Consider the following 23,980-nt stretch of genomic DNA (forward strand, 5'->3'; position numbering starts at 1 on the left):
TTCGGTCAGCCGGAAGCCATAAGGTATTCCTGGAGACCTTTGGTTGGGAAGGGGAATCGGCGACGTGGCGAAGAAGAACGAGCCGATGGACCCGCTGACTCCGGTGCTGCGGCCCGTGCGGGCGGGAAACGGCTTCGAGGAGGCGCTGGAGCAGATCCTCCAGGTCGTCAGGCTCGGACTGGTGGCGGGCGGCGAACGGCTGCCCGCGGAGCGGGAACTGGCGGACCGGCTGCGGATCAGCCGGGTGACGCTGCGCGAGGTGCTCAAGGTGCTCCAGGACCAGGGTCTGCTGGAGAGCCGGCGGGGCAGATACGGCGGCACGTTCGTACGGCCCAGACCCGGCACCCCGGCCGGGGGCGCCGAGGAGGAGCTGCGCCGACGGGTGGCCGGGGTGGACATCGAGGATGTCCTGCGCTTCCGCGAGGTGCTGGAGACGGGCGCGGCGGAGCTGTGCGCGACGGACGGGCTGACCGGAGAGCGGGCCCGGCGGCTGCGCTCGGCGCTGGCCGCGACGCATGACGCGGCGCTCATGGAGTACCGCAGGCTGGACACCCTCTTCCATCTCACGCTCGCCGAGCTGTCCGGCTCCGCGACCCTGACCGCCCAGTACGCCGCCGTGCGGGCGACGGTCAACGATCTGCTGGACTGCATCCCGCTGCTCGTGCGGAATCTGGAGCACTCGCAGCGCCAGCACACGGCGCTGGTCGAGGCGGTGCTCGACCAGGACGCGGACGCGGCGCGCGAGATCGCGCGCGAGCACTGCGGCGGTACGGCCGCGCTGCTGCGCGGCTTTCTGACCTGAGCGCGGGCCGCCCCGCCGCCACGGGTCACGCGGGAGCGGGACCGGGCCGCCCCGGCGCGGAAGGGGTAAGGGCCGGAGCCGTAACAGCCGTTTAACGCACGAGTCTTGCGCGGGGCCAGCCGGAGCGCAAAGGTATGGCCTCACACCTTTACCCCGAGGTAGGAGCTGCTCATGTCCGACGGCACCGACTCGCCCATCGCCACGGCCGACACGGCGGGCCCGGCCGGCCCGGCCCAGCGGGACGCCGACTATCTGCGACGGCGCACACTGCGCCGGGGCAGCGCAGGCTGGCTGCTGCTCACCGGTCTCGGTGTCGCCTATGTCGTCTCCGGTGATTTCTCGGGCTGGAACATCGGTCTCTCCGAGGGAGGCTTCGGCGGTCTCGCCATCGCCACGCTGCTGATGGGTGTCATGTACGCCTGTCTGGTCTTCTCCCTCGCCGAACTCTCCGCCATCCTGCCCACCGCGGGCGGTGGTTATGGCTTCGCCCGGCGCGCGCTCGGCACCTGGGGCGGCTTTCTGACCGGTACGGCCATCCTGATCGAGTACATCCTCGCGCCGGCCGCCATCTCGATCTTCATCGGCGACTATGTCGAGTCGCTCGATCTCTTCGGGCTGACGGCCGGCTGGCCGGTCTATCTGGCCTGCTTCGCGATCTTCATAGGCATCCATCTCTGGGGCGTCGGCGAGGCGCTGCGCTTCAGTCTCGTGGTGACGGCCATCGCGGTGGCGGCCCTGCTCATCTTCGCGGCCGGGGCGTTCACGGAGTTCGACGCGAGCGGTCTCGACGACATCCCGGTCGACCAGGACGCGTTCGGTTCGGGATCCTGGCTGCCGTACGGCGTGCTGGGCATCTGGGCGGCCTTCCCCTTCGGTATGTGGTTCTTCCTGGGGGTGGAGGGGGTGCCGCTGGCCGCCGAGGAGGCCAAGGACCCGGTGCGTTCGATGCCGAGGGCTCTGTCGATCTCCATGGGTGTGCTGGTCCTGCTCGCGCTGATCACCTTCTTCGCGGCGACGGGCGCGCGCGGCTCGGCCGCCGTCCAGGACGCGGGCAATCCGCTGGTGGTCGCGCTCCAGGGGGACGGTGATCCGACCGCGCTGAGCCGGTTCGTCAACTACGCGGGTCTCGCCGGTCTCGTCGCCTCCTTCTTCTCGCTCATCTACGCCGGATCACGGCAGCTCTTCGCCCTCTCCCGGGCGGGCTATCTGCCCCGCTTCCTCTCCCTGACCAGTAGCCGCAAGGCGCCCTATCTCGGACTGCTGATCCCGGGCGCGATCGGTTTCGCGCTGGCGGCGGGCACCGGCGACGGCGGGCGGATGCTGAATGTGGCGGTGTTCGGCGCCACCATCTCGTACGCGCTGATGGCCCTGTCCCATCTCGTGCTGCGCCGCCGTGAACCGGGACTGGCCAGGCCGTACCGCACACCGGGCGGCATGCTCACCTCCGGCGCCGCGTTCGTACTGGCCCTGTCGGCGCTGGTGGCGACCTTCCTGGTGGACAAGGACGCCGCGTTCATCGCGCTGGGGGTCTACGCCGTCGCTCTCGCGTACTTCATCTTCTACAGCCGGCACCGGCTGGTCGCGGCCGCTCCCGAGGAGGAGTTCGCGGCCCTGGCCGCCGCCGAGGCGGAACTCGAACGCGGCTGAGGACACCGCGGCCGCTGAGGACACCACGGCTGAGGACAGTACGGAGAACCGGCCCCGGGGCCAGACTGGAACAGACCCAAGATCCGCGGAACCGAAGGGAGAACAGCGCCGTATGAAGCCGCTCATCGGTATCAGCACCTATCTGGAGGAGTCCACCGCGTGGGGCGTCTGGGAGCTGCCGGCGGCGCTGCTGCCCGCCGGTTATCCCCGGATCGTCCAGCGGGCCGGCGGGCTCGCCGCGATGCTTCCGCCGGACGCCCCGGCCGCCGCCGCCTCGGTGGTGGCCCGGCTGGACGGGGTGGTGATCGCGGGCGGCCCCGATGTGGAGCCCGTACGGTACGGAGCCGAGCCGCACCCCCGTACCGGACCGCCGGCCCGGGAGCGGGACGCCTGGGAACTGGCCCTGATCGACGCCGCGCTGGCGTCCGGCACCCCGCTGCTGGGGATCTGCCGGGGCATGCAGTTGCTCAATGTGGCGCTGGGCGGGACGCTCGTCCAGCATGTGGAGGGGCACACCTCACCGGTCAGGGGCACCTTCGGCGAGCATCCGGTGAAGCCGGTGCCCGGCACCCGTTACGGCGATCTGGTGCCCGAGGAGTTCGGCGTACCGACACACCATCATCAGACCGTGGACCGGCTCGGCGAGGGGCTCACCGTCTCGGCGTTCGCGGCGGACGGCACGGTCGAGGCCGTCGAACTGCCGGAGCCGCACTGGGCGCTGGGCGTGCAGTGGCACCCCGAGATGGCCGACGACACCCGGGTCGTCGGCGCGCTGGTACGGGCGGCGGGGTCGCGCACCGCCTGATCGCCCGCCGTCCGACCGCGGACGGACCGAGCGCCGGGCCGCCGGCCGCCGGACTCCCTGCTCCAGGGCTCCAGGGCTCCAGGGCTCCAGGGTCGTCGTACACCAGGGCGGGCCGGTCAGCCGAGGGCGCCGCGGGTCAGGGTGAGCAGATCGCGGGCCGGGCCCGCGGGCCGGGTGCCGGCCGGCCAGACCGCGCGCAGATCGCGGCGGAGCCGTATGCCCTCCACCGGCACCCTGACGAGCCGGTGGGCGGCCAGTTCCTCGCCGACCGCGAGTTCGCTCAGTACGCACGGTCCCGCGCCGCTCACCGCGGCGGCCTTCAGCGCGGTGGTGGAGGCGAGTTCGAGCAGCGGCTCGGACACTCCGCCGTACGGGGCGAGTCCGGCGTCCAGCACCTGACGGGTGCCGGAGCCGGGTTCCCGGAGGATCAGCGGTGTCCCGGCCAGTTCCCCCGGATCGATCGGGCCACGACGGCGGGCCCAGGGATGACCGGGTGCGGCGACCACCAGCAGCCGGTCATGGCCGATGACCGCCGCGTCGAGGCCCTCGGGCACGGCCGTGCCCTCCACGAAGCCGAGATCGGCCTCATGGGCGAGCAGCAGCCCGGCGACCGCCGCGGAATTGCCCGCGCGCAGGGAGACCGCGGTGTCCGGTCTGGCCCTGCGGAGCGCCACCAGCCAGCCGGGCAGCAGATATTCGGCGATCGTCATACTGGCGGCCACGCGCAGCCGTGAGTCCCTGCGGTCGCGCAGCGCCTGCGCTCCCGCGTCGAACGCCTCGGCCGCCTCCACCACCCGTCCGGCCCAGTCGGTGACCAGGGCCCCGGCGTCGGTGAGCCGGGAGCCGCGCGGTGAGCGGTCCACCAGAGCCACTCCGAGCAGCCGTTCCATCGCCCGGATCCGGCCGCTGGCGGCGGGCTGGCTGATGCCCAGCTCACGGGCGGCCCGGCCGAGGCTGCCGAGCCGGGCGACGGCGAGCAGCAGTTCCAGGGCCCCGAGATCGGGCACCCGGTGGGCGAGAGGCGCGGCGGAGGGGGCGGCGAGGTGAGCGGCGGCGCGGTCGGCGGCGGCGGACGGAGCATCGGTCATAAGTCCAGCTTATGACCTCATAGCGACAAGGGGCCTGGTGGCGGCCGTGGGCGGGCGCGAGGGTGGAGCCATGGCCGCACTCACACACCCCACCAGCGCGCACCCCGCGGCCTCCGGCGGTGCGCGCGCCGTACCCCGGGTGCACGCCGTACCCCGGGTGCGACCCCGGCTCTCCGTGCCCCGGCTGCCATGGCTCCGCCATCTCGGCCCGAACTGGTACGCGACGGTGATGGGGACCGCGATCGTCGCCACCGCGGGTGCCGGGCTCCCCCTGGATGTCCCGGGACTGCGGGCCGGCTGTGTGGCGGTCTGGGCGCTCTCCGTGCTGGCGCTCGCGGTACTGCTGACCGCCCGCGCGGGACACTGGCTGTGCCATCGCGACCGGGCACGTGCCCAGCTTCGCGATCCGGCCGTGGCGCCGTTCTACGGCTGTGTGGCGATGGCGCCCCTGGCCGTCGGGGCCGCCACCCTGGCCGTGGGCCGTGATGTGCTCGGGGAGCGCGCGGCTGTTGTCATGGACGCCGCGCTGTTCGGCGTGGGCACGGTCCTCGGTCTCGTCTTCGCGGTGGCGATTCCGTATCTGCTGGTCGTACGCCGCCGGCCGGCCCCCGGCGAGGTGTCGCCGGTCTGGCTGCTGCCGGTGGTGCCGCCCATGGTCTCCGCCGCGGTCGGCTCTTCGCTGGTGCCGTATCTGCCCGTGGGCCAGGGGCGCGAGGCGCTGCTGCTGGGCTGTTACGCGCTGTTCGGGCTCAGTCTGCTCGCGACACTGACCTTGCTCCCGCTGCTCTTCGGCCGGCTGCTGCTCCACGGCCCGCCGCCGCTCGCGCTGACCCCGGCGCTCTTCCTGGTGCTCGGTCCGCTGGGGCAGTCCGTCACGGCGGTCGGCCGGCTCGGCGAGGTGGCGCCCGGGGCGGTCGGCGCTCCGTACGCGCGTGCGCTGGGCGCCTTCGCCGTGGTGTACGGCGTACCGGTGCTGGGGTTCGCGCTGCTGTGGCTGGCGCTGGCGGCGGCCCTGGTGGTGCGGGCCGCCCGGCGCGGAATGCGCTTCACGATGACCTGGTGGGCCTTCACCTTCCCGGTCGGCACGTGTGTGACGGGCGCCGAGGTGCTGGCGGGACACACAGGTCTGGTGGCGCTGGAGTGGCTGTCGACGGGCCTCTATCTGTTGCTGGTGGCGGCCTGGGCGGTGGCCGGGTGGCACACGCTGCGCGGACTGCTCAGCGGAGCGCTGCTCGCAGCGCCGCCGGCGCCTGGGCCAGTGACGGCCCGTACCACGTGAGGAACCGCCCGTCGACCAGGGCGGCGGGCAGCCCGGGGAAGGCCTCGGGACCGTCGTCGGCGGTGAAGCGGTACGGCTCGTCGGGCAGGACGACCAGATCCGCGCCGGAGGCCCGCAGCTCGTCGAGCGGGATACGCGGATAGCGCTCGGGATGGCTCCCGTACACATTGACCACCCCCAGCCGGGCGAGCAGATCCCCGGCGAAGGTGTCCCGGCCGAGGACCATCCAGGGCCTGCGCCAGACCGGTACGACGGCGGCGCGCGGTCCGTGCGCGGGCGGCGGCAGCGCTTCCCAGGCGTCCTGGGCCTCGGCCAGCCAGCGCGGCGCCGCCACACCGCATCCGGTCACCAGCACGCGTGTCAGCTCGGTGAAGGCCTGGCCGAGCGTTCTGACCTCGGTGACCAGCACCGTCAGCCCGGCCGCCCGGAGCGCCGCGAGATCCTGGGCGCGGTTCTCCTCCTCGTTGGCGACGACCAGATCCGGGCGGAGCGCGGCGATCGCGGTCACATCGGGGTTCTTCGTGCCGCCGATCCGTACGACATCCAGACCGACGGGCCGGGCGCACCAGTCGGTGGCGCCCACCAGCAGGCCCGGGGCGCTGACCGCGACGGCTTCGGTGAGTGACGGTACGAGCGAGACGACGCGCGGTCCTGGCACGGCGGCCGGCCGCTCAGCGCCTGGGGTCGACGGTCGCGTCGATGTGCTCGGCGACGGCGACGACGAGGATACGGGTGCCGGGCTCGGTGGCCCGCCAGCGGTGGCGTACCCCGCCGGAGAGATACAGCGTGTCACCGCGCTCCAGCCGGTAGGCGCGGCCCTCGGCCTCGACCTCGGCCGCGCCGTCGGCGATGTACATGATCTCGTCGTTGCGGTGCTGGTACTCCCGGCCGGTGTCCTGCTCGCCGGTGAATTCCTTGGCGTTGAGCTGGTGGCCGCCCCGGACCACCCGGCGGACGCCCGGTCCGACGTCGGCGGCGCGTACGACATCGACCGTGCGCGCGGAGTCGGCGGCGGCGTGCAGCCGTGCGGGGGTCGTCTCCAGGGCGTCCGCCACCCGTTCCAGTGACCGGGTGCTCGGCCTGGCGCGCTCGTTCTCGATCTGGCTGAGGAAGGGCACCGACAGTCCGCTACGGGCGGCCACCGCCGCCAGGGTCAGGCCCAGGGACCTGCGCCGCCTGCGGACGGCCGCGCCCACCCTGAGCGCTTCCTTGTCGTCCATGACTGGCTCCCTCCCGACCGGATCGTCATCTTCTCAGAGTTGACGCCAGTGCAAGAGCTGTCCTGCCTCACCCGCCGCCGAACCCCGGCCGATGCGAACACGCGGGCGAGGGAAGCGGGCGGCCCCCCGGGATCAATGATGCGCGTCGGCGGGTGATTAGCAAAGGCCCCCGGCATCTGCCCGACAGCACGGCGGCGGGCAGTGGGTTGCGGGCTGCGGGCGGTGGGCCCAGAACCCCGCCCCGCCCGTCAGCTCCCTCGCCTCGGCCGGCGCGGCCGGCGCGCGGCGGCCGACGGCGGTTGACGGCGGCGGCCGGTGGCGGCGGCCGACGGCGGCTGTCAGTGGGCTGGGGCATCATCGGGGTTGTGACGCGACGCCTGATGCTCCTCGACACCGCTTCCCTCTACTTCCGGGCCTATTTCGGGGTCCCCGACTCCGTGCGGGCCCCGGACGGCACCCCGGTCAACGCGGTGCGCGGACTGCTCGACTTCATCGCACGCCTGGTCCAGGACCACCGCCCCGACGAGCTGGTGGCCTGTATGGACGCGGACTGGCGGCCCCAGTGGCGGGTGGACCTGATTCCGTCGTACAAGGCCCACCGGGTCGCCGAGGAGCGGGCGGAGGGGCCCGACGAGGAGGAGACCCCGGACACGCTCGCGCCCCAGGTCCCGGTCATCGAGGCGGTGCTCGACGCGCTCGGAATCGCCCGGGTCGGCGTCGCGGGGTACGAGGCGGACGATGTGATCGGCACACTGGCCGGCCGGGCGAAGGGCCCGGTGGACATCGTCACCGGCGACCGGGATCTCTATCAGCTCGTCGACGACGCCCGTGGTGTCCGGGTGCTCTATCCCCTGAAGGGGGTGGGCACGCTCCAGCTCACCGACGAGGCGGTGCTGCGCGAGAGGTACGGGGTCGACGGACCCGGGTATGTCGATCTGGCGTTGCTGCGCGGCGACCCGAGCGACGGTCTGCCCGGGGTGCCGGGGATCGGCGAGAAGACCGCGGCCAAGCTGCTGGACGCCTTCGGTGATCTGGCCGGGATCATGGCGGCGGTGGACGATCCGCGCTCGAAGCTCACCCCGTCGCAGCGCAAGCGGCTCGACGAGGCCCGGGAGTATGTGGCGGTCGCGCCCACGGTGGTCCGGGTCGCGGGGGACGTTCCGCTGCCGGAGTTCGACCCCGCCCTGCCCTCGGAGCCGCGCGATCCGGCACTGGTCGAGGCGCTCGGGGTCCGGTGGGGGCTCGGCGGCGCCCTCCAGCGACTTCTGGTCACGCTCAAGAGCTGAGGTCCACGGCCGGGCTCCCGCACGGGCGAGGTGTTAGCTTAGGTAACCCTAAGCATCACCAGAGTCTGGGGAGACCACCGTGGCAGAACAGCCGGCCCGCAGGGCACCGAAGGCGCGTGAGGCACAGGTCGTGCGTACCGAGTGGCTCACTCCGCACATGGTGCGTGTCGTTCTGGGCGGTGAGGGGGCGGCCGGAGTGGAGGCCGGTGAGTTCACCGACCACTACATCAAGGTGCTGTTCGCCGCGGACGGGGTGACCTATCCCGAACCGTTCGACATGGATCGGATCCGCGCGGAGTTCCCGCGCGACCAGTGGCCCACGACCCGTACGTACACCGTGCGCGCCTGGGATCAGGACGCCGGTGAGCTGACCGTCGACTTCGTGGTGCACGGCGACGAGGGTCTGGCCGGACCGTGGGCGGCGCGGGTGCGGCCGGGAGAGACCGTACGGTTCCTCGGGCCCGGCGGCTCGTACGCGCCGGACCCGGCGGCGGACTGGCATCTGCTGGCCGGGGACGAGAGCGCCCTGCCCGCGATCGCCGCCTCGCTGGAGCGAATTCCGGCGGGCACACCCGTGCATGCCTTCGTCGAGATCGCGGGCCCCGAGGAGGAGCAGAAGATCACGGCACCGGACGGCACGGGGATCACCTGGCTGCACCGGGGCGACCGCCCGGTCGGCGAGGCCCTGGTCGCCGCCGTACGCGAGCTGGAGTTCCCCGCGGGTGATGTCCACGCCTTTGTGCACGGCGAGGCCGGCTTTGTGAAGGACCTCCGCCGTCATCTGCGGCTGGAGCGGAACGTCCCGCGCGAGCGGCTGTCGGCCTCGGGGTACTGGCGGCTCGGCGCGACCGACGAGGCCTGGCGCGCCGTCAAGCGCCAGTGGAACGAGCAGGTGGAGCAGGAGCAGGAGACGCGCTGAGCCCCGTCCGGTGTCCGGTATCTCCCGTACCGGTCATGGCCGCGCGGCAGGACGGCCGCCGCGAGGCCGGCGGCGTGGACCCGTCGTGGCCGGGGTCATCGTGGCGACGGCGGCTGTCTCCATCCGCTCTGCCGCCCTCTCCGTCCTCTCCGCGGGAACCGGCACCAGTCCGACGCGGCAGCGGCTCCGAATACGTGCTGAGGTAGTCCAGGACGTCTTGGAGGAAAGCCGCGTGAAAGAAGCCGTGTACATCGGCGGACCCGCTCCGGTGGGGCCCGACCTGCCGGAACTGCTCGGCCGCGTGGCCAAGGGCGACCAGGACGCCTTCGCGCGCGTGTACGACCGGGTCTGCGGCCCCGTCCTGGGCCTGGTCCGCTCCGTGCTGCGCGATCCGGCCCAGTCGGAGGAGGTGGCCCAGGAAGTACTGCTGGAGGTCTGGCGCTCCGCCGCCCGCTACGAGCGTGCCCGCGGCAGCGTCATGACCTGGGTGCTCACCCTCGCCCACCGGCGCGCGGTGGACCGGGTGCGCTCGGCCCAGGCGTCCAGCGACCGGGAGCACAGGGCGGCGCTGCTGGAACGCGTCCCGGCCTTCGACGAGGTGACCGAGGAGGTGGAGGCCGGTCTCGAACGCGAGCAGGTACGCCGCTGTCTGCGGACCCTGACCGAGCTCCAGCACCAGTCCGTGACCCTCGCGTACTACCAGGGCCTGGCCTACCGGGAGGTGGCCGACCTGCTCTCGGTCCCCCTGGGCACGGTCAAGACACGCCTGCGTGACGGGCTCATCCGGCTGCGCGACTGTCTGGGGGTACGGCCGTGACCACAACCGATCCGCACACGCTGACCGGCGCGTACGCGCTGCACGCCCTGGAGCCCGGCGAGCGCGCCGAGTTCGAACGCCATCTCGCGGTGTGCGCGGACTGCACCCAGGAGGTGGGAGAACTGACCGCCACCGCCGCCCGGCTGGGACAGGCCGTGTCCGTGACCCCGCCGCCCGCCCTCAAAGAGCGGGTGCTCCGGCGTATCGCCACCGAACGGCAGGAACCGCCGAGGGTCATCCCGCTCCCCCGTTCGGGCGATGACGCGGGGCGCGGGCACGGACGCGGGCACGGACGCGCGCTGTCCCGGTTCGCGCCGGCGGCCTGTCTGGCCGCGGCCGTCGCGTTCGGCGGTATCGCGGTGTGGCAGCACCAGGAGGCACAGGACGCGCTCCGGCGGGCACAGGAGACACGCCAGCGCGCCGATGAGCTGGCGACGGTGCTCGCCGCACCGGACGCCCAGGTCGCCACCGGCAAGCTGGCGGACGGCGCGACCGGCACGGTGGTGGTCTCACGCGGCCGGGACAGGGCGGCGTTCATCGCGTCCGGTATGCCGAAACCGCCGTCCGGCAAGGTCTACCAGCTCTGGTACGACGACGACGGGACGATGCGCCCCGCCGGCCTCATGGACCCCACCGCCGGTTCGGACACCGTGCTGATGGCCGGCCGCGTGGGCCCGGCCTCAGGCATGGGCATCACGGTGGAACCGGCCGGCGGCTCACCACGGCCCACCTCCGAGCCCGTGGCGGTGATGAACTTCCCGGCCGCGTGAGGAGACGGACGGACGAGGGAACGGACGGACGAGGAGACGAGCGGACGAAAGTGCGGGCCGGCAGGGGGACGGGCAGACGAAAGTACGGACGGACGACGGAACGGACATGTGAGGAGACGGACATGAGCGTCGCGGTGGTGCTCTTCACCTCCGATCTGCGGGTCCACGACCAGCCGGTGCTGCGCGCCGCCGTGGACGGCGCCGACGAGGTGGTGCCCCTCTTCGTCCAGGACACGGGGATCGCGGCGGCGGGGTTCGGCGCCCCCAACCGCCGTGCCTTCCTGGCCGATTGCCTGGTCTCGCTGGACGCTTCGCTGCGTAAGCGCGGTGGCCGCCTGGTCGTCCGTTCGGGTGAGGTCGTGGAAGAGGTCTGCCGGGTGGTGCGCGAGACCGGCGCACGGGAGGTCCATGTCGCCGCCGGGGTGAGCCGGTACGCCGTACGCCGCGAGGACCGGCTGCGTACGGAGCTGGAGCGGGCGGGATGCGCGCTCGTCGCGTACGACGCGGTGGTCACCGCCGTGCCGCCGGGCCGGATCACCCCGGCGGGCAAGGACCACTTCGCGGTCTTCACGCCGTACTTCCGCCGCTGGGAGGAGACGGGGCGGCGCGCGACGACGGCCGCTCCCCGTTCGGTGAGAGTGCCGCGGATCGGCGGGGAGCCGCTGCCGGAGCGCGACGCGGTCGAAGGGGTCTCGCCCGGCCTCGCGCGGGGCGGCGAGGACAGGGCGCGCGAGCGGCTGGCGTCCTGGCTCGCCGACGGGATCGGGGACTACGGGAACCGGCACGACGACCTGGCGGGCGATGCCACCTCCCGCCTCTCCCCGTACCTTCACTTCGGCTGTCTCTCCCCGGTGGAACTGGTCCAGCGGGCCGAACGGCTGTCCGGACCGGGCGCGGAGGCCTTCGTACGGCAGCTCGCCTGGCGGGACTTCCACCACCAGGTGCTCGCGGCCCGCCCGGAGTCGTCGTGGTCGGACTACCGCACGCGCGGGGACCGCTGGCGTACGGACGACAAGGAGATCGCGGCCTGGCGGGAGGGGCGCACCGGCTGTCCGATCGTGGACGCCGCCATGCGCCAGCTTCTGCACGAGGGCTGGATGCACAACCGGGGCCGGCTCCTGGCGGCGAGCTTTCTCACCAAGACGCTGTACGTGGACTGGCGCGTCGGCGCCCGTCACTTCCTGGAGCTGCTGGTGGACGGCGACATCGCCGACAACCAGCTCAACTGGCAGTGGGTGGCGGGCACCGGCACGGACACCCGGCCCAACCGCGTGCTCAATCCGCTCGCCCAGGCCAGACGGTTCGATCCGCGCGGCGCGTATGTACGGCGCTGGGTCCCGGAGCTCGCCGGGCTCGCGGGACCGTCCGTCCATGAGCCCTGGAAGGTCACCGGCGCCGACCGTGCCCGGCTGGACTATCCGGACCCGGTGGTGGACCTGTCGGAGGGCCGGGACCGTTTCGCACGGGCCCGGGATCTCGGCTCCGGGCCCGGCTGAGGGCGCCCAGCGACCGAGATCCCGGACCGCCGAGAGCACGGTCTTCACTCCTTCGGGTGTACGAGCAATCCGCCTCGGTTCCCGCGCCGAATAGCCGGTGTGAGCAGCGATCAGAGAGTCCTCGTGCCGGAGGGTGACACCGTCCGCCCGGCGGCACGCCGGCCGCGCGCCGCCCTGGGTGCGCTGAGCGGGCTGATCACCGGACTCACGGCCCTGGCCGTGGCGGAGTTGGCCGCGGTGGCCGTACGCCCCGAGGCGGGTCCGGTCACGGCGGTGGGCGGGGCGTTCATCGACCGCACTCCGCCCTGGCTGAAGGACTTCGCCGTACGGAACTTCGGGACCAGCGACAAGCTGGTGCTCCAGCTCGGCATCCTGGCGGTCCTGGCGGTCTTCGCCATGGCCGTCGGAGTCTTCTCGCTGAGATACCGGCGGACGGGTTCCGCGGTGGTTCTGGTCTTCGGCGCCGTCGGAGCGGTGGCGGCGGTCGGGCGGCCGGACGGTGGTCCGCCCGACGCCCTGCCGTCCGCCGTGGGCGCCCTGACGGCCTGCGGAGTGCTGTATCTGCTGGCCGGCAGGCTCACACTCCGTCCGTCCCGCGCGGAGGGCGGGGCGGACGGGCTCCTCGACCGGCGCGGCTTTGTCATAGCCGCGTCGGGCGCGGTGGCGGCGTCGGCCGGAGCCGGTGTGCTCGGACGCCGGCTCAGTGCCTCGGAAGCGGCCGGCGCCGCCGCCTCACGCGAGAACATCGTGCTGCCCGCGCCGTCCTCACCGGCGCGTCCGGTGCCGGCGGGCGCGGGACCGCGGATCCCCGGACTGAGTCCTTTCACCACGCCCGCCAAGGACTTCTACCGGGTGGACACCGCACTGGTGGTCCCCCGGATCGACGCCACGCGCTGGCGGCTGCGGATCCATGGCAGGGGGGTCACCCGGCCGCTGACGGTCGGCTTCGACGATCTGCTGCGCCGCGAGCTGATCGAGCGGGACATCACCCTGACCTGTGTCTCCAACGAGGTCGGCGGACGCTATGTGGGCAACGCCCGCTGGATCGGGGTACGGCTGGCCGCTCTGCTGCGCGAGGCCGGGGTCAGGGCACCGTCCGAGGGCGGGCCCGCCGACCAGCTCGTGGCCCGCTCGGTGGACGGTATGACGATCGGCTCACCGGTCGAGACGGTCATGGACGGCCGGGACGCGCTGCTCGCGGTGGGGATGAACGGCGAGCCGCTCCCCTTCGACCACGGCTTCCCGGTCCGGATGCTGGTACCGGGGCTGTACGGCTATGTCTCGGCCTGCAAATGGCTCCAGGACCTGGAACTGACCACGTTCGCCGACTACGACGCGTACTGGGTGAAGCGGTCCTGGTCCCCCACGGCCGCCGTCAAGACCCAGTCGCGTATCGACACCCCCCGGCCGTTCGCGAGCCCGAGGGCCGGGACGGTCCCGGTCGCCGGAGTGGCCTGGGCCCAGCACCGGGGCATCGCCCGGGTGGAGGTACGGGTCGACGGCGGGAAGTGGCACACCGCCCGGCTGGCGGCGGAGGACAGCAAGGACACCTGGCGCCAGTGGGTGTGGGAGTGGCCCGCCACCAGCGGCAGCCACACGCTCGAGGTCCGGGCCACCGACCAGGACGGCCGTACGCAGACGGACCGGCGCGCCGGGACCGTGCCGGACGGCGCGACCGGATGGCACTCGGTGGTGGTCGCCGTGACCTGATCCCGTGGCCGCCGGCTTCCCCGGCGCCCTTCGCCGCCTCTCTGACAGACCGTCACCGGTCTTCTCCCCCGCGCACGGAGATGCCGTGCGCCACTTCTCAAGGAGTCATCTCGTGATCACCACTCGTCTCCGCGGGGTCGTCCTCGCCGTCACCACCGCCGTCGTACTGCCGCTGGCCCTGAGCGCCTGTTCCTCCGACGACGGGGGCAGGGACACCAAGGACTCCGCCTCCTCGGTCGCGCGGGAGGAGTCGAAGGGCACGGCGGACGACGGGGCCGGCTCGGACGGCCGGCCCTTCGGTACGGCCTGCGCGTCGGTGCCCGAGAACGGCGCGGGCAGCTTCGACGGGATGTCGGACGACCCCGTCGCGACGGCCGCGTCCAACAACCCCGCCCTCTCCACCCTGGTGACGGCGGTGAAGAAGGCCGGTCTGGTCGACACGCTCAACAACGCCCGGGACATCACGGTCTTCGCGCCGACCGACGACGCCTTCGCCAAGATCCCGAAGGAGGAGCTGGACAAGGTCCTCGCCGACAAGGCCACGCTGACCAAGATCCTCACCTACCACGTGGTGGGCCGGAAGCTGACGCCCGCTCAGCTCTCGGACGGCACCTATCCGACCCTGGAGAAGTCCACGCTGACCACCAAGGGCTCGGGCGAGTCGTACACGGTCAACGACACCGCCCGGGTGGTCTGCGGCAATGTGCGGACCGCGAACGCCACGGTCCACATCGTCGACAGCGTGCTGATGCCCGCGATGTAGCCAGGATCCCGGAGACCGGGGAACCCTGGTCCCATGGCGGCCACGGGAGTGAGCACTTGGGCGCCGCACGGACACTGCCGCGTCATGGCGGTGAAACAGCCTCTCCCTAATTTCTGTCACTCGACATTTCTGTCACTCGACAGGAATCCAGTGAGCAGACAGGGGCCGCCATGACCGGTACCGGTACCGCATCCACGGACGTACGGAACGACCCGGCCGCCACCGGCGCGGGAACGGGCACGGACACGGACACGGCCGCTGCCGCGGGCCGGGGCGACACGGCCGAACTCGCCGGTTTCGGCTACCGGCAGGAGCTGCACCGGACCCTGGGGCGGTACGCCTCGTTCGCCGCCGGGTTCTCCTTCATCTCCGTCCTCACCACCGTGTTCCAGTTCTTCGCCTTCGGCTTCTCGTTCGGCGGCGCGGCCTTCTTCTGGACCTGGCCCGCCGTGCTCCTCGGGCAGCTGCTGGTCGCCGCCTGTTTCGCCGAACTCGCCGCCCGCTACCCGCTGTCCGGCGCGATCTACCAGTGGTCCACCCGGCTGAGCACACCGGCCTTCGGCTGGTTCACCGGATGGATCATGGTGATCGGCCAGATGGTCGTGGTGGCCGCGGCGGCCCTCGCGCTCCAGGTCGTGCTGCCCGCCGTCTGGAGCGGATTCCAGCTCGTCGGCGACGATCCGGCGCCCACCTCCGCGAGCGGCGCGGCCAACGCCGCGCTGCTCGCCGTCGTCCTGCTCGTCCTCACCACGGTCGTGAATCTCCTCGACAACCGGGTGATGTCCGTCGTCAACCGCGTCGGGGTCACCGCCGAGATCATCGGAGCCGCACTGATCATCGTGCTGCTCCTCACCCACACCGAGCGCGGCCCGGGTGTCACCCTCCACACCGGGGGCCAGGGCGGAGCGATCACCGCGCTGCTGGTGGGCTCCTTCGCCGCCGCGTACGTCCTGATCGGCTTCGACAGCGCGGGCGAGCTGAGCGAGGAGACCCGCGCTCCACGCCGTACCGCGCCGCGCACGATCCTGCTCGCCCTGGCGTCCGCCGGCGTCCTCGGCGGACTGCTCGTGCTGGGCGGGGTGCTGGCCGCGCCGGACCTCACCGACGGCCGGCTGGCGACGGAGGGACTCCCGTACGTGCTGACCAGCACCCTCGGCGACGGTGTGGGCCGGCTGCTGCTGGCCGATGTGGCGCTGGCCGTCGCCGTGGCCACGCTCGCCATCCAGACCTCCGGCTCGCGCATGCTCTTCTCCATGGCCAGGGACGGTGTCCTGCCCGCCGCCCGCCGACTGGCGAAGGTCTCCCCGCGTACGGGTATGCCGACCGGCCCCGCCCTTGTCGTGGGGGCGGCGGCAGCGGCGCTCTGTCTGCTCAATCTGGCGTCCCCGGAAGCCTTTCTGGCGATCGGCACGACCTGTATCGCCATGCTCTATCTCGCGTATCTGATGGTCACGGGCCCCATGCTGGTCCGCAGGCTCCGTGGCACCTACACCGGCGGAAGCACCACCGGTACGGGGACCGGGCTCGACGAGACGGGCCGGCCGCTGTTCTCGCTGGGCCGCTGGGGTCTGCCGGTCAATGTGCTGGCCTGTCTGTACGGCGCGGCCATGACGGTCAATCTGGCCTGGCCCCGGGCGGCGGTGTACGACCCGGCGGGCGGGCACTGGTACTTCCAGTGGTTCACGGTCCTCTTTCTCCTCGCCACCATCGGGGCCGGGGCCCTGTGGCGGGCATGGCGGGCGCATCGGGGGCACACAGCCACCGTCCCGGCCCCGGCCCTCCCGGAATCGACGCGATAGCCGCCGTCCGCCCACCGGCGCCTGAGCCGGAAACCACATCGCGGAACATCCCCCGGCACGGGACCGCCATGACCCGCGCCCCGGCGAACGGGGCCACGGGCGCGGCGCCCCGTCCGTCGACTTGTACGGTGACCGCCGGCTTGTACGGTGGCTTGCGTGATCGTTCGCACGAACGAGGCCGGGCGGCGGCTCGGTGGTCCGGCCGCGGCGGCGGTGTTCGCCATCGGTATGGCGGGTACGACCCTGCCCACTCCGCTGTACGGGCTCTACCGGGAGCAGCTCGGTTTCTCCGAGCTGCTGGTCACGGTGGTGTTCGCCGTCTACGCCATCGGGGTGGTCTTCGCGCTGCTGGTGGCGGGCGACTACTCCGACGAGGCGGGGCGCCGGCCGGTGCTGCTGACCGCCCTCGGGCTCTCCGCCGCCAGTGCCCTCTGCTTCCTCCTCGAGGGCGGGCTGCCGCTGCTGTTCACCGGCCGGCTGCTGTCGGGCCTGGCCGCCGGGCTGCTCAGCGGCACCGCCACCGCCACCGTGCTGGAACTGGCCGCGCCGGGGCGCGAGGCACGGGCTGCCTTCGTCGCCACCGCGGCCGGCATGGGCGGTCTGGGCTGCGGCCCCCTGCTGTCCGGGCTGCTCGCCCAGTACGCGCCGTGGCCGCTGCGGCTGTCCTTCCTGGTGAATCTCGCGCTGGTGGCCGTGGCGTGCGTACTGACCTGGTTCCTGCGGGAGACCGTCCCGCACCCCGTGCGATGGCCACGGCTCAGACCGCAGGGGCTGACGGTGCCGCCCGAGGTGCGCGGAGTGTTCGTACCGTCGGCGCTCGCCGCCTTCGTCGGCTTCGCGCTGCTGGGAGTGTTCCTGGCGGTGGCACCAGCCTTTCTCGCCCAGACACTCGGCGAGCGCAATCTGGCCGTGTCGGGGGCGGTCGTCTTCTCGGTGTTCCTGGCGTCCACGGCCGGACAGGCACTGCTCGGGAAAATCGGCGTCGGCCGGGGGCTGCCGGGCGGCTGTCTCTTCCTGGTGGCCGGTCTGCTGCTGGTGGGCGCCTCCCTGGCGGCGGAGTCACTGCCCCTGCTCGTACTGGGCGCGCTCTGCGGCGGACTCGGCCAGGGCCTCGCCTTCCGCGCCGGTATGACCGCGATCAGCGCGGCGGCGCCGCCGGAACACCGGGGAGGCACCATCTCGGCCTACTTCGTCGTGGCCTATCTGGGAATCTCCGTGCCGGTGGTGGGCGTGGGGGCGCTGACCCTCTGGCTGGGGCTGAAGAACGCGGGGATGGTGTTCACGGCGTGCCTGGTGGTGCTGTCGGCAGGTATCGGACTCCACATCCAGCGCCGACCCCTGCCGAAGAGCTGACGGAGGACCGGCAGAGACGGAGGACCGACAGAAGCGGCGCTCCCCCGGCGGCGCCCCCGGTCGCCTCTCCCGTGGCCGCACAGACCGCCAATGACCGCACGGACCGCCGGTGACCACACGGACCGCCGGTGAGGGGCCCGAGCGCCGGGCCTCACACGTCGCTTGCCGTTTCGACGAGGGTGAGCAGTGTGGTGAGGTGGGCCCGCTGGTGTGTGTCGAGAGAGCCGAAGAGCTGCTGCAGTATCTGCCGGCCGGCCTGTTCCGCCGCTGACAGCGCGGTGTGTCCGGCGGCGGTCAGCGCAACGGTCTTACGGCGGCGGTCCCCGCTGTCGTTGACCCGGGTGACCAGGCCGGCCCGTTCAAGGGCTTCCACGGTCTGGGTGACGGAGCGCGGCGCCTGGCCGAGGGCCTCGGCGAGCTCGGCCTGATGCAGCGCGCCGCGCCGGGCGAGCAGTTGCAGGACCTTGGTGCGGGACAGGGAGAGACCCGCGGTGGACATGTGCCGGTCGACTTTCTCCCGTACCCGGTAGGCGACGGACAGGAAACGCAGTCCCACCTGCTCGGGGTCGTCCGTGCCGGGCATCACTTCGCGCTCACTCATGGTGTCGGGTATCGTCCCACACAGAGATGATGAGGTACCTCACGAATGGAGTGGTGATGGACCGTCCCGTCGCCGTGATCACCGGCGCCACCTCCGGGCTGGGCCGGATCACCGCCCTGGAACTCGCACGCCGCGGCTACCGCGTCGGCGCGGTGGCACGCTCCCGGCCCAAGGCCGAAGCACTCCTCACCGAACTGCGGGCGGTCTCCGCCGACGTCCAGGCCGACATCTTCCACGCGGACCTGGGACTCGTCTCCCAGGCCCGCCGGGCAGGCGAGGAGATCGCCGCGCGATATCCCCGGCTGGACGTGCTGGTCAACAACGCGGGCCTGCACGCGTTCTCCCAGCGCACCACCGCCGAAGGCCTCGCGGAGATGACCGCGGTCAACTACCTCGGCCCGTTCACACTGACCGAAACACTGACGAACACGCTCCTGGCATCCGGCCCGGCCCGTATCGTCAACGTCGCCTCCCAGGCCGCCCAGCAGGCCGGAACCATCTCACCGGGCCCGGACCTGCGCCGTACCGACCCCTACACACGCCGGGAGTCGATGGCCCTCTACGGCCGGACGAAACTGATGACCGTCATGTGGACCCAGGAACTCGCCCGGCGCCTGGACGCCACGAAGGTGACGGTCAACTGCTGCGATCCCGGCTTCAACGCCACCGGTCTCGGACGGGACCTGCCCGGGTCCGGAGCACTGCTGCGCGTGCTGAACGCCCTGAGGATCGGCGACCCCCGTAAAGGCGCCGGAATCATCGTGCGCCTGGCGACCGATCCGGCCCTCGCGCACACCAGTGGGGGCTACTTCTCCGTACGCGACGCCACGCCGTTGCGGTGCCCCGAACCCGGCCGCGACGAGGACGTCCAGCGGGAGCTGCGGGCGCGGACGCTGGAACTGCTCGCGGGCCTCGGCGCTCCGTAGACATATCCCTGATTCGGGCTCATCGGCCCAGGGGACGAGGACCAGATCCGGGCTCGTCGGCCCAGGGGACGAGAACCACGGCACCGCCGTACCCATGGCCGGCGGCACCGCGGTACCGGTCCCGCGCCGAAGTGCGTCCCCCGGTAGCTCCCGACGGCCGCACCCGCTTTCTACGTTGGATCCCAGGGCCTCTTCCGGCCCGTATCGCAAGACCTTCTTCTCCTGGTGGGAGTACTTTTTCGTGGCCACCTTCCTCTACCGGCTGGGCCGGATCGCCTTCCGGCGGCGCCGTTTCGTGGTGCTGATATGGATCGCGCTGCTCGCGGCCGTCACCGTGGGCGCGGGCAGCGTCTCCGGCACCACAACGGACAACTTCACCCTCCCCGGCACCCAGTCCCAGCGGGCCATCGACCTGCTGGAGAAGGAGTTCCCCCAGGCGTCCGCCTCCGGCGCCACCGCACGTGTCGTCTTCGAGGCGCCCGACGGACGGAAGCTCACCTCCGCGGCCCACAGGCCCGAGGTCGAGTCCCTGGTCGCCGGTCTGGCGAAGGCACCGCAGGTGGCGAGTGTCTCCGACCCCTTCACCAGCGGCCTGGTCAGCGCGTCGGGCACGATCGCCTACGCCCAGGTCACCTACGCCGTACCGCAGGCGGACATCACCCCGGACGCGTCCGACGCCCTGCGCGACATCGCGGAGCGGGGCAAGGAGGCCGGACTGGCGGTCAGCCTGGGCGGCAACGCCGTACTCGACGAGGGAGGCAGCCGCGCGGCGGAGCTGATCGGCCTGCTCGTCGCCGCGTTCGCGCTGGTGATCACGTTCGGGTCGGTGGTCGCGGCGGGGCTGCCCCTGCTGTCCGCGGTCTTCGGCGTCGGAGCCGCTCTGGGCGCCGTCACCATCGCGTCCTCCTTCGTCGACATGGCCTCCAACGCCCGGACCCTGGCACTGATGCTGGGTCTGGCCGTGGCCATCGACTACGCCCTGTTCATCGTCTCCCGCTACCGCGGTGAACTGCGGGACGGACACGAGCCGGAGGAAGCCGCCGGGCGTGCCCTGGGGACCGCCGGCTCGGCGGTGGTCTTCGCCGGTCTGACGGTGATCATCGCGCTGGCGGGTCTGAGCGTCATCGGTATCCAGATGCTGACCACCATGGGCCTGGCCGCGGCCTTCGCCGTCACCGTCGCCGTCCTGGTCGCGCTGACCCTGCTGCCGGCCACCTTGGGTTTCGCCGGCACCCGCCTGGCGGGCGGCCGGTTCATCACCCGCCGGATGCGTGCCGCGGAACACGGGCGGCGTACCACGACGGGGGTGCGCTGGGGCCGGTTCGTCACCCGCCACCCCTGGAAGACGCTCCTCGCCTCGGTGGTCGGCCTGGGCATCCTGTCGGTCCCCGCCCTGTCGCTGCGGCTGACGCTGCCCGACGACAGCATGGCTTCTCCCCGCAGCACCCAGCGCGTGGCCTACGACACGCTCAGCGAGGGATTCGGACCGGGTTTCAGCGGCCCGCTGACGGTCGTCGTCGACGCGCGCACCAGCGAGGACCCCAAAAGAGCGGCCCGGGACACGGCCGGCCTGCTGGGCCGGCTCGACGATGTCGCCGCCGTCCGCCCTCCCGTCTTCAACCAGGCCGGTGACGTCGCGCTGATCACGGCGATACCGGGCAGTTCCCCCACCAGCCAGGCCACGGTCGACCTGGTCGCGGACATCCGCGATCGCAGCGGCGCGCTGGCGGAGGACAGCGGGGCGCGGCTGATGGTGACCGGTACGACCGCCGTCAACATCGACGTGTCCGACAAGCTCGGCGACGCGATGGTGCCTTATCTGGGCATTGTCGTCGGTCTGGCCCTGGTTCTCCTGCTGCTGGTCTTCCGGTCGGTCCTGGTTCCGCTCAAGGCCGCTCTCGGGTTCCTGCTCAGCGTGACCGCCACCCTGGGCGTCCTGGTCGCCGTCTTCCAGTGGGGCTGGCTGAAGGACCTCTTCGGTGTTGACGAGACCGCCCCCGTCGTCAGCCTCCTGCCGATCCTGCTGATCGGTGTCGTCTTCGGTCTCGCCATGGACTACGAGGTCTTCCTCGTCTCCCGCATGCGGGAGGAGTACGTCCACGGCGCCACCCCCGACGAGGCGATCGTCAGCGGGTTCCGGCACGGCGCCCGTGTGGTCACCGCCGCCGCCGTCATCATGATCTCCGTCTTCGCCGGCTTCCTCCTCGACGATGTCGCCCTGGTCAAGTCGATCGGGATGGGCCTGGCTTCCGCTGTCCTCTTCGACGCGTTCGTGGTCCGCATGACCATCGTCCCCGCCGTGATGGCCCTGCTCGGCCACCGCGCCTGGGCACTGCCCGCCTGGCTCGACCGCGTCCTGCCCAACGTCGACGTCGAGGGGGAGAGACTGCGCCACGCCCTGGCGGCCCGCGGCGAGGCCGTACACGCCGCCCTCGGCAGTCATGAGCCGACGGCATCCGCACCGGCCCGGTAGGACCTGGGGCCTCTCGTTCGGATCCTGCTGGGCTCAGCCTGATCCAGCTGGCTCAGCCTGATCCAGCCGAAAGGCCCCGCCCGACCTCGCCCGCGCCGTCCACGCACGGCCCACCACCGCGCCCGCCGGCCCGCCCCCGAGGCCGGCGGGCGGTCCCGCGGCCCGTACGTCGAAGGGCACCACGATGACCGCTCAGGGAACAGCCGCCTCACCGCGGAACGCCGCCCCTCGTGCCTCCCGGCTTCCGCAAGCCCTGACCAGCGATCCGGAGCAGCGGGTCACCGTCTCGATCATCAGCGGGCTGGCCTCCTGGCGGATGACCGACCAGGCTCATCCCCAGCTCCGCCGGTGGGCCGTACCGGCCTTCTGCGCCGCCCTCGGTCTGCCTTCCCTCCTGAACCCCGCCAACCGCGACCACCTCCCGGCCGAGGCCGCGCTCGTCCTCACGTTGACGCTTCCCCTGCTGTGGCGCGAACGCGGGCCCGGACTCGTGTTCGCCGTCACCACCGCCGCCTCGATAGCGGCACTGCCGCTGAGCATCCTCAGCGGTGCCGACGCCGCGAGGATCGTCGCGCTGTACAACGTCGGCCGTTACGGCACCCCCCGCCAGCTGACCATTGCCTGCACGATCACCGCGGCCCAACTCAGCGCCTGGGTCTCGGTCTTCTGGGGCAGCGGCCATCTCCAGCACGCCAAACGGCCGGAGATGGTGACCCTGCTGGCGATGCTGGCCGTCACCGCGTGCGCCGGACTCGCCCTCACCGGCCGCCTGGCAAAGGCATACATCGTCGCTCTGGAAACCGAACGCGACCAGCAGACACGTCTGGCCGCCGCCCAGGAACGCGCCCGCGTCTCCCGCGAGATGCACGACATCCTCGGCCACACTCTCGCCGTCATCGTCGGCCTCGCCGACGGCGCCGCCGCCCTGGCCAGGACCCAGCCCGAGCGGTCGGCCGGCACATTGAGCCTCATCGCCGACAGCGGTCGCGACGCGCTCGCCGAACTGCGACGTCTGCTCAGCGTCATGGACAACCAGCACACGCCACAGGACGACGCCACCCCGCTCGCCCCGCAGCCGGGGCTCGCCGACCTCGACGGTCTGCTGGACCGTGTCAGGGCCGCGGGTCCCACCGCCACACTGCGCACCGAGGGAAACCTGGCCGAGCTGACTCCAGGACTGCAGCTCACCGTCTACCGCATCGTCCAGGAAGCACTGACCAACACCCTCAAGCATGCCGCGCCGGACACCACCGTCACCATCGGTCTGACCGCCGGCGCCGACACCGTACGGGTCACCGTCGAGGACTCCGGCCCCGCACGCCCCTCATCCCCGCAACCCCAGGCCGGAGGCGGCGGACAGGGCCTGCTCGGGATGCGCGAACGCGCCGCCCTCTACCAGGGGCGCCTCACCGCGGGCCCCACCAGGAGCGGCGGCTGGAGCGTCCACACCGTCCTCACCCCGTCCTGCGGCACCCCCGCCCCCGCCACGGAGAACCGCCCCGAATGACCACCGTCCTCATCGTCGACGACCAGGCACTGCAACGCCTGGGCTTTCGCATGCTCCTCGAAGCCCAGCCGGACATGACCGTCGTCGGCGAAGCCGCCCAAGGCCATGACGCCGTCCGTATGACCGCCGAACTCCGCCCCGATGTCGTCCTCATGGACGTCCGCATGCCCGGTATGAACGGCATCGAGGCCACCCGCCGCATCGCCGGCTCGGGAGGCCGCTCCCGCGTCCTGGTCCTGACCACCTTCGACCTCGACGAATACGCCTACGAAGCGCTGCGCGCCGGAGCGGCCGGCTTCTTCCTCAAGGACGCGCGCCCCGAAGAACTCGTCGTCGGCATCCGGGCGGTGGCCGCCGGGGACTCCATCATCTCCCCCGGCCTGACCCGCAGACTCATCGACGCGTTCACCGCGCGACACGCCGACCTGGACCCACCGCGGCACACCGATCCCCTCGGTCTCACGCGCGAACAGCGACGCCGGCTGGCCGGCCTCACCCACCGCGAACGCGAGGTCCTCTCCGCCGTCGCCACGGGCAGGACCAACTCCGAGATCGCCGCACATCTCCAACTGGCCGAATCCACCGTCAAGTCCCACGTCAGCCGTGTCCTCGCGAAGATCAACGCCCGCGACCGCGTCCAGGCCGTCATCTTCGCCTACGACGTCGGCCTCGCCCGCACCACCTGAAACGACGGCGGCGAAGCGGCCCGGCACGCGCCG

21 protein-coding genes are annotated in these 23,980 nt (G+C 72.3%); 17 read left to right on the top strand and 4 right to left on the bottom strand.

Annotation, left to right across the window (positions count from 1 at the left end; all coding sequences use genetic code 11):
• The first annotated feature begins 85 nt into the window (after positions 1-85).
• From ACWGDX_RS06160 to ACWGDX_RS06170, 3 genes are all read left to right on the top strand, one after another.
• Positions 86-802, top strand: coding sequence for a FadR/GntR family transcriptional regulator (locus ACWGDX_RS06160; protein WP_453622810.1), 717 nt, complete (start codon positions 86-88; stop codon positions 800-802).
• A gap of 171 nt (positions 803-973) precedes the next feature.
• On the top strand, positions 974-2,449 hold the full coding sequence (gene eat, locus ACWGDX_RS06165; RefSeq protein ID WP_453622718.1) for an ethanolamine permease: 1,476 nt from the start codon (positions 974-976) through the stop codon (positions 2,447-2,449).
• Positions 2,450-2,561: 112 nt separating this feature from the next.
• The gene (locus tag ACWGDX_RS06170; protein ID WP_453622720.1) at positions 2,562-3,254 is read left to right on the top strand and encodes a gamma-glutamyl-gamma-aminobutyrate hydrolase family protein; all 693 of its coding nucleotides are present in this window, start codon (positions 2,562-2,564) and stop codon (positions 3,252-3,254) included.
• A gap of 116 nt (positions 3,255-3,370) precedes the next feature.
• Here ACWGDX_RS06170 and ACWGDX_RS06175 read toward each other — a convergent pair whose 3' ends face one another.
• A complete protein-coding gene (locus ACWGDX_RS06175; protein ID WP_453622722.1) occupies positions 3,371-4,342 on the bottom strand; it encodes a LysR family transcriptional regulator in 972 nt (323 codons plus the stop codon).
• 70 nt (positions 4,343-4,412) lie between these two features.
• On the opposite strand from ACWGDX_RS06175, the gene ACWGDX_RS06180 reads away from it, so the two are divergent.
• Positions 4,413-5,621 (top strand): TDT family transporter, encoded by a 1,209-nt coding sequence (locus tag ACWGDX_RS06180; protein ID WP_453622724.1) that lies wholly within the window; start codon positions 4,413-4,415, stop codon positions 5,619-5,621.
• Here ACWGDX_RS06180 and ACWGDX_RS06185 read toward each other — a convergent pair.
• Together ACWGDX_RS06185 and ACWGDX_RS06190 are read right to left on the bottom strand one after the other, a co-directional pair.
• Positions 5,560-6,279: a helical backbone metal receptor gene (locus ACWGDX_RS06185; protein ID WP_453622726.1), complete on the bottom strand. Its 720-nt coding sequence runs from the start codon at positions 6,277-6,279 to the stop codon at positions 5,560-5,562. The two genes, ACWGDX_RS06180 and ACWGDX_RS06185, sit on opposite strands and share 62 nt — an antisense overlap.
• Before the next feature lie 13 nt (positions 6,280-6,292).
• Positions 6,293-6,841: a helix-turn-helix domain-containing protein gene (locus ACWGDX_RS06190; protein ID WP_453622728.1), complete on the bottom strand. Its 549-nt coding sequence runs from the start codon at positions 6,839-6,841 to the stop codon at positions 6,293-6,295.
• 380 nt (positions 6,842-7,221) lie between these two features.
• Between ACWGDX_RS06190 and ACWGDX_RS06195 the strand changes: the two genes are divergently transcribed.
• From ACWGDX_RS06195 to ACWGDX_RS06235, 9 genes are all read left to right on the top strand, one after another.
• The gene (locus ACWGDX_RS06195; RefSeq protein WP_453622812.1) at positions 7,222-8,127 is read left to right on the top strand and encodes a 5'-3' exonuclease; all 906 of its coding nucleotides are present in this window, start codon (positions 7,222-7,224) and stop codon (positions 8,125-8,127) included.
• Positions 8,128-8,206: 79 nt separating this feature from the next.
• Positions 8,207-9,046, top strand: coding sequence for a siderophore-interacting protein (locus ACWGDX_RS06200; protein ID WP_453622730.1), 840 nt, complete (start codon positions 8,207-8,209; stop codon positions 9,044-9,046).
• Between the two features lie 232 nt (positions 9,047-9,278).
• A complete protein-coding gene (locus tag ACWGDX_RS06205) occupies positions 9,279-9,863 on the top strand; it encodes a sigma-70 family RNA polymerase sigma factor (protein ID WP_453622732.1) in 585 nt (194 codons plus the stop codon).
• Positions 9,860-10,633, top strand: coding sequence for an anti-sigma factor (locus tag ACWGDX_RS06210; protein ID WP_453622734.1), 774 nt, complete (start codon positions 9,860-9,862; stop codon positions 10,631-10,633). Before ACWGDX_RS06205 ends, ACWGDX_RS06210 begins: the two co-directional genes overlap by 4 nt.
• Positions 10,634-10,755: 122 nt before the next feature.
• Positions 10,756-12,129: a cryptochrome/photolyase family protein gene (locus ACWGDX_RS06215; RefSeq protein WP_453622736.1), complete on the top strand. Its 1,374-nt coding sequence runs from the start codon at positions 10,756-10,758 to the stop codon at positions 12,127-12,129.
• A gap of 123 nt (positions 12,130-12,252) precedes the next feature.
• Positions 12,253-13,839, top strand: coding sequence for a molybdopterin-dependent oxidoreductase (locus ACWGDX_RS06220; protein ID WP_453622813.1), 1,587 nt, complete (start codon positions 12,253-12,255; stop codon positions 13,837-13,839).
• 115 nt (positions 13,840-13,954) lie between these two features.
• On the top strand, positions 13,955-14,602 hold the full coding sequence (locus ACWGDX_RS06225; RefSeq protein ID WP_453622815.1) for a fasciclin domain-containing protein: 648 nt from the start codon (positions 13,955-13,957) through the stop codon (positions 14,600-14,602).
• Between the two features lie 170 nt (positions 14,603-14,772).
• On the top strand, positions 14,773-16,401 hold the full coding sequence (locus ACWGDX_RS06230; RefSeq protein WP_453622738.1) for an amino acid permease: 1,629 nt from the start codon (positions 14,773-14,775) through the stop codon (positions 16,399-16,401).
• Positions 16,402-16,557: 156 nt separating this feature from the next.
• The gene (locus ACWGDX_RS06235; protein ID WP_453622740.1) at positions 16,558-17,754 is read left to right on the top strand and encodes an MFS transporter; all 1,197 of its coding nucleotides are present in this window, start codon (positions 16,558-16,560) and stop codon (positions 17,752-17,754) included.
• 151 nt (positions 17,755-17,905) lie between these two features.
• Here the strand turns inward: ACWGDX_RS06235 and ACWGDX_RS06240 are convergent, their stop codons facing one another.
• Positions 17,906-18,355 (bottom strand): MarR family winged helix-turn-helix transcriptional regulator, encoded by a 450-nt coding sequence (locus ACWGDX_RS06240; protein WP_453622742.1) that lies wholly within the window; start codon positions 18,353-18,355, stop codon positions 17,906-17,908.
• A gap of 56 nt (positions 18,356-18,411) precedes the next feature.
• Here ACWGDX_RS06240 and ACWGDX_RS06245 point away from each other — a divergent pair, with 56 nt between their 5' ends.
• From ACWGDX_RS06245 to ACWGDX_RS06260, 4 genes are all read left to right on the top strand, one after another.
• Positions 18,412-19,281 (top strand): SDR family NAD(P)-dependent oxidoreductase, encoded by an 870-nt coding sequence (locus ACWGDX_RS06245; RefSeq protein WP_453622744.1) that lies wholly within the window; start codon positions 18,412-18,414, stop codon positions 19,279-19,281.
• Between the two features lie 241 nt (positions 19,282-19,522).
• Positions 19,523-21,754 carry an MMPL family transporter gene (locus ACWGDX_RS06250; protein WP_453622817.1) on the top strand — a complete coding sequence of 744 codons (2,232 nt, stop codon included), beginning with the start codon at positions 19,523-19,525 and terminating at the stop codon, positions 21,752-21,754.
• 184 nt (positions 21,755-21,938) lie between these two features.
• Positions 21,939-23,261, top strand: a complete 1,323-nt coding sequence (locus tag ACWGDX_RS06255; RefSeq protein WP_453622746.1) for a sensor histidine kinase — start codon at positions 21,939-21,941, stop codon at positions 23,259-23,261.
• A complete protein-coding gene (locus ACWGDX_RS06260; RefSeq protein ID WP_453622747.1) occupies positions 23,258-23,947 on the top strand; it encodes a response regulator in 690 nt (229 codons plus the stop codon). The genes ACWGDX_RS06255 and ACWGDX_RS06260 overlap by 4 nt, the downstream gene beginning before the upstream one ends.
• Positions 23,948-23,980: the final 33 nt, after the last annotated feature.

It is taken from the genome of Streptomyces sp. NPDC055025, from assembly GCF_053608565.1.

What these genes read in the sequence shown, in the direction of transcription:
- ACWGDX_RS06195 (WP_453622812.1), top strand. Translation starts at nt 7,222, where the DNA reads ATGCTCCTCGACACCGCTTCCCTCTACTTCCGGGCCTATTTCGGGGTC.
- ACWGDX_RS06245 (WP_453622744.1), top strand. Translation starts at nt 18,412, where the DNA reads ATGGACCGTCCCGTCGCCGTGATCACCGGCGCCACCTCCGGGCTGGGC.
- ACWGDX_RS06215 (WP_453622736.1), top strand. Translation starts at nt 10,756, where the DNA reads ATGAGCGTCGCGGTGGTGCTCTTCACCTCCGATCTGCGGGTCCACGAC.
- ACWGDX_RS06260 (WP_453622747.1), top strand. Translation starts at nt 23,258, where the DNA reads ATGACCACCGTCCTCATCGTCGACGACCAGGCACTGCAACGCCTGGGC.
- ACWGDX_RS06175 (WP_453622722.1), bottom strand. Translation starts at nt 4,342, where the DNA reads ATGACCGATGCTCCGTCCGCCGCCGCCGACCGCGCCGCCGCTCACCTC.
- ACWGDX_RS06190 (WP_453622728.1), bottom strand. Translation starts at nt 6,841, where the DNA reads ATGGACGACAAGGAAGCGCTCAGGGTGGGCGCGGCCGTCCGCAGGCGG.
- ACWGDX_RS06180 (WP_453622724.1), top strand. Translation starts at nt 4,413, where the DNA reads ATGGCCGCACTCACACACCCCACCAGCGCGCACCCCGCGGCCTCCGGC.
- ACWGDX_RS06230 (WP_453622738.1), top strand. Translation starts at nt 14,773, where the DNA reads ATGACCGGTACCGGTACCGCATCCACGGACGTACGGAACGACCCGGCC.
- ACWGDX_RS06255 (WP_453622746.1), top strand. Translation starts at nt 21,939, where the DNA reads ATGACCGCTCAGGGAACAGCCGCCTCACCGCGGAACGCCGCCCCTCGT.
- ACWGDX_RS06160 (WP_453622810.1), top strand. Translation starts at nt 86, where the DNA reads ATGGACCCGCTGACTCCGGTGCTGCGGCCCGTGCGGGCGGGAAACGGC.
- eat (WP_453622718.1), top strand. Translation starts at nt 974, where the DNA reads ATGTCCGACGGCACCGACTCGCCCATCGCCACGGCCGACACGGCGGGC.
- ACWGDX_RS06170 (WP_453622720.1), top strand. Translation starts at nt 2,562, where the DNA reads ATGAAGCCGCTCATCGGTATCAGCACCTATCTGGAGGAGTCCACCGCG.
- ACWGDX_RS06240 (WP_453622742.1), bottom strand. Translation starts at nt 18,355, where the DNA reads ATGAGTGAGCGCGAAGTGATGCCCGGCACGGACGACCCCGAGCAGGTG.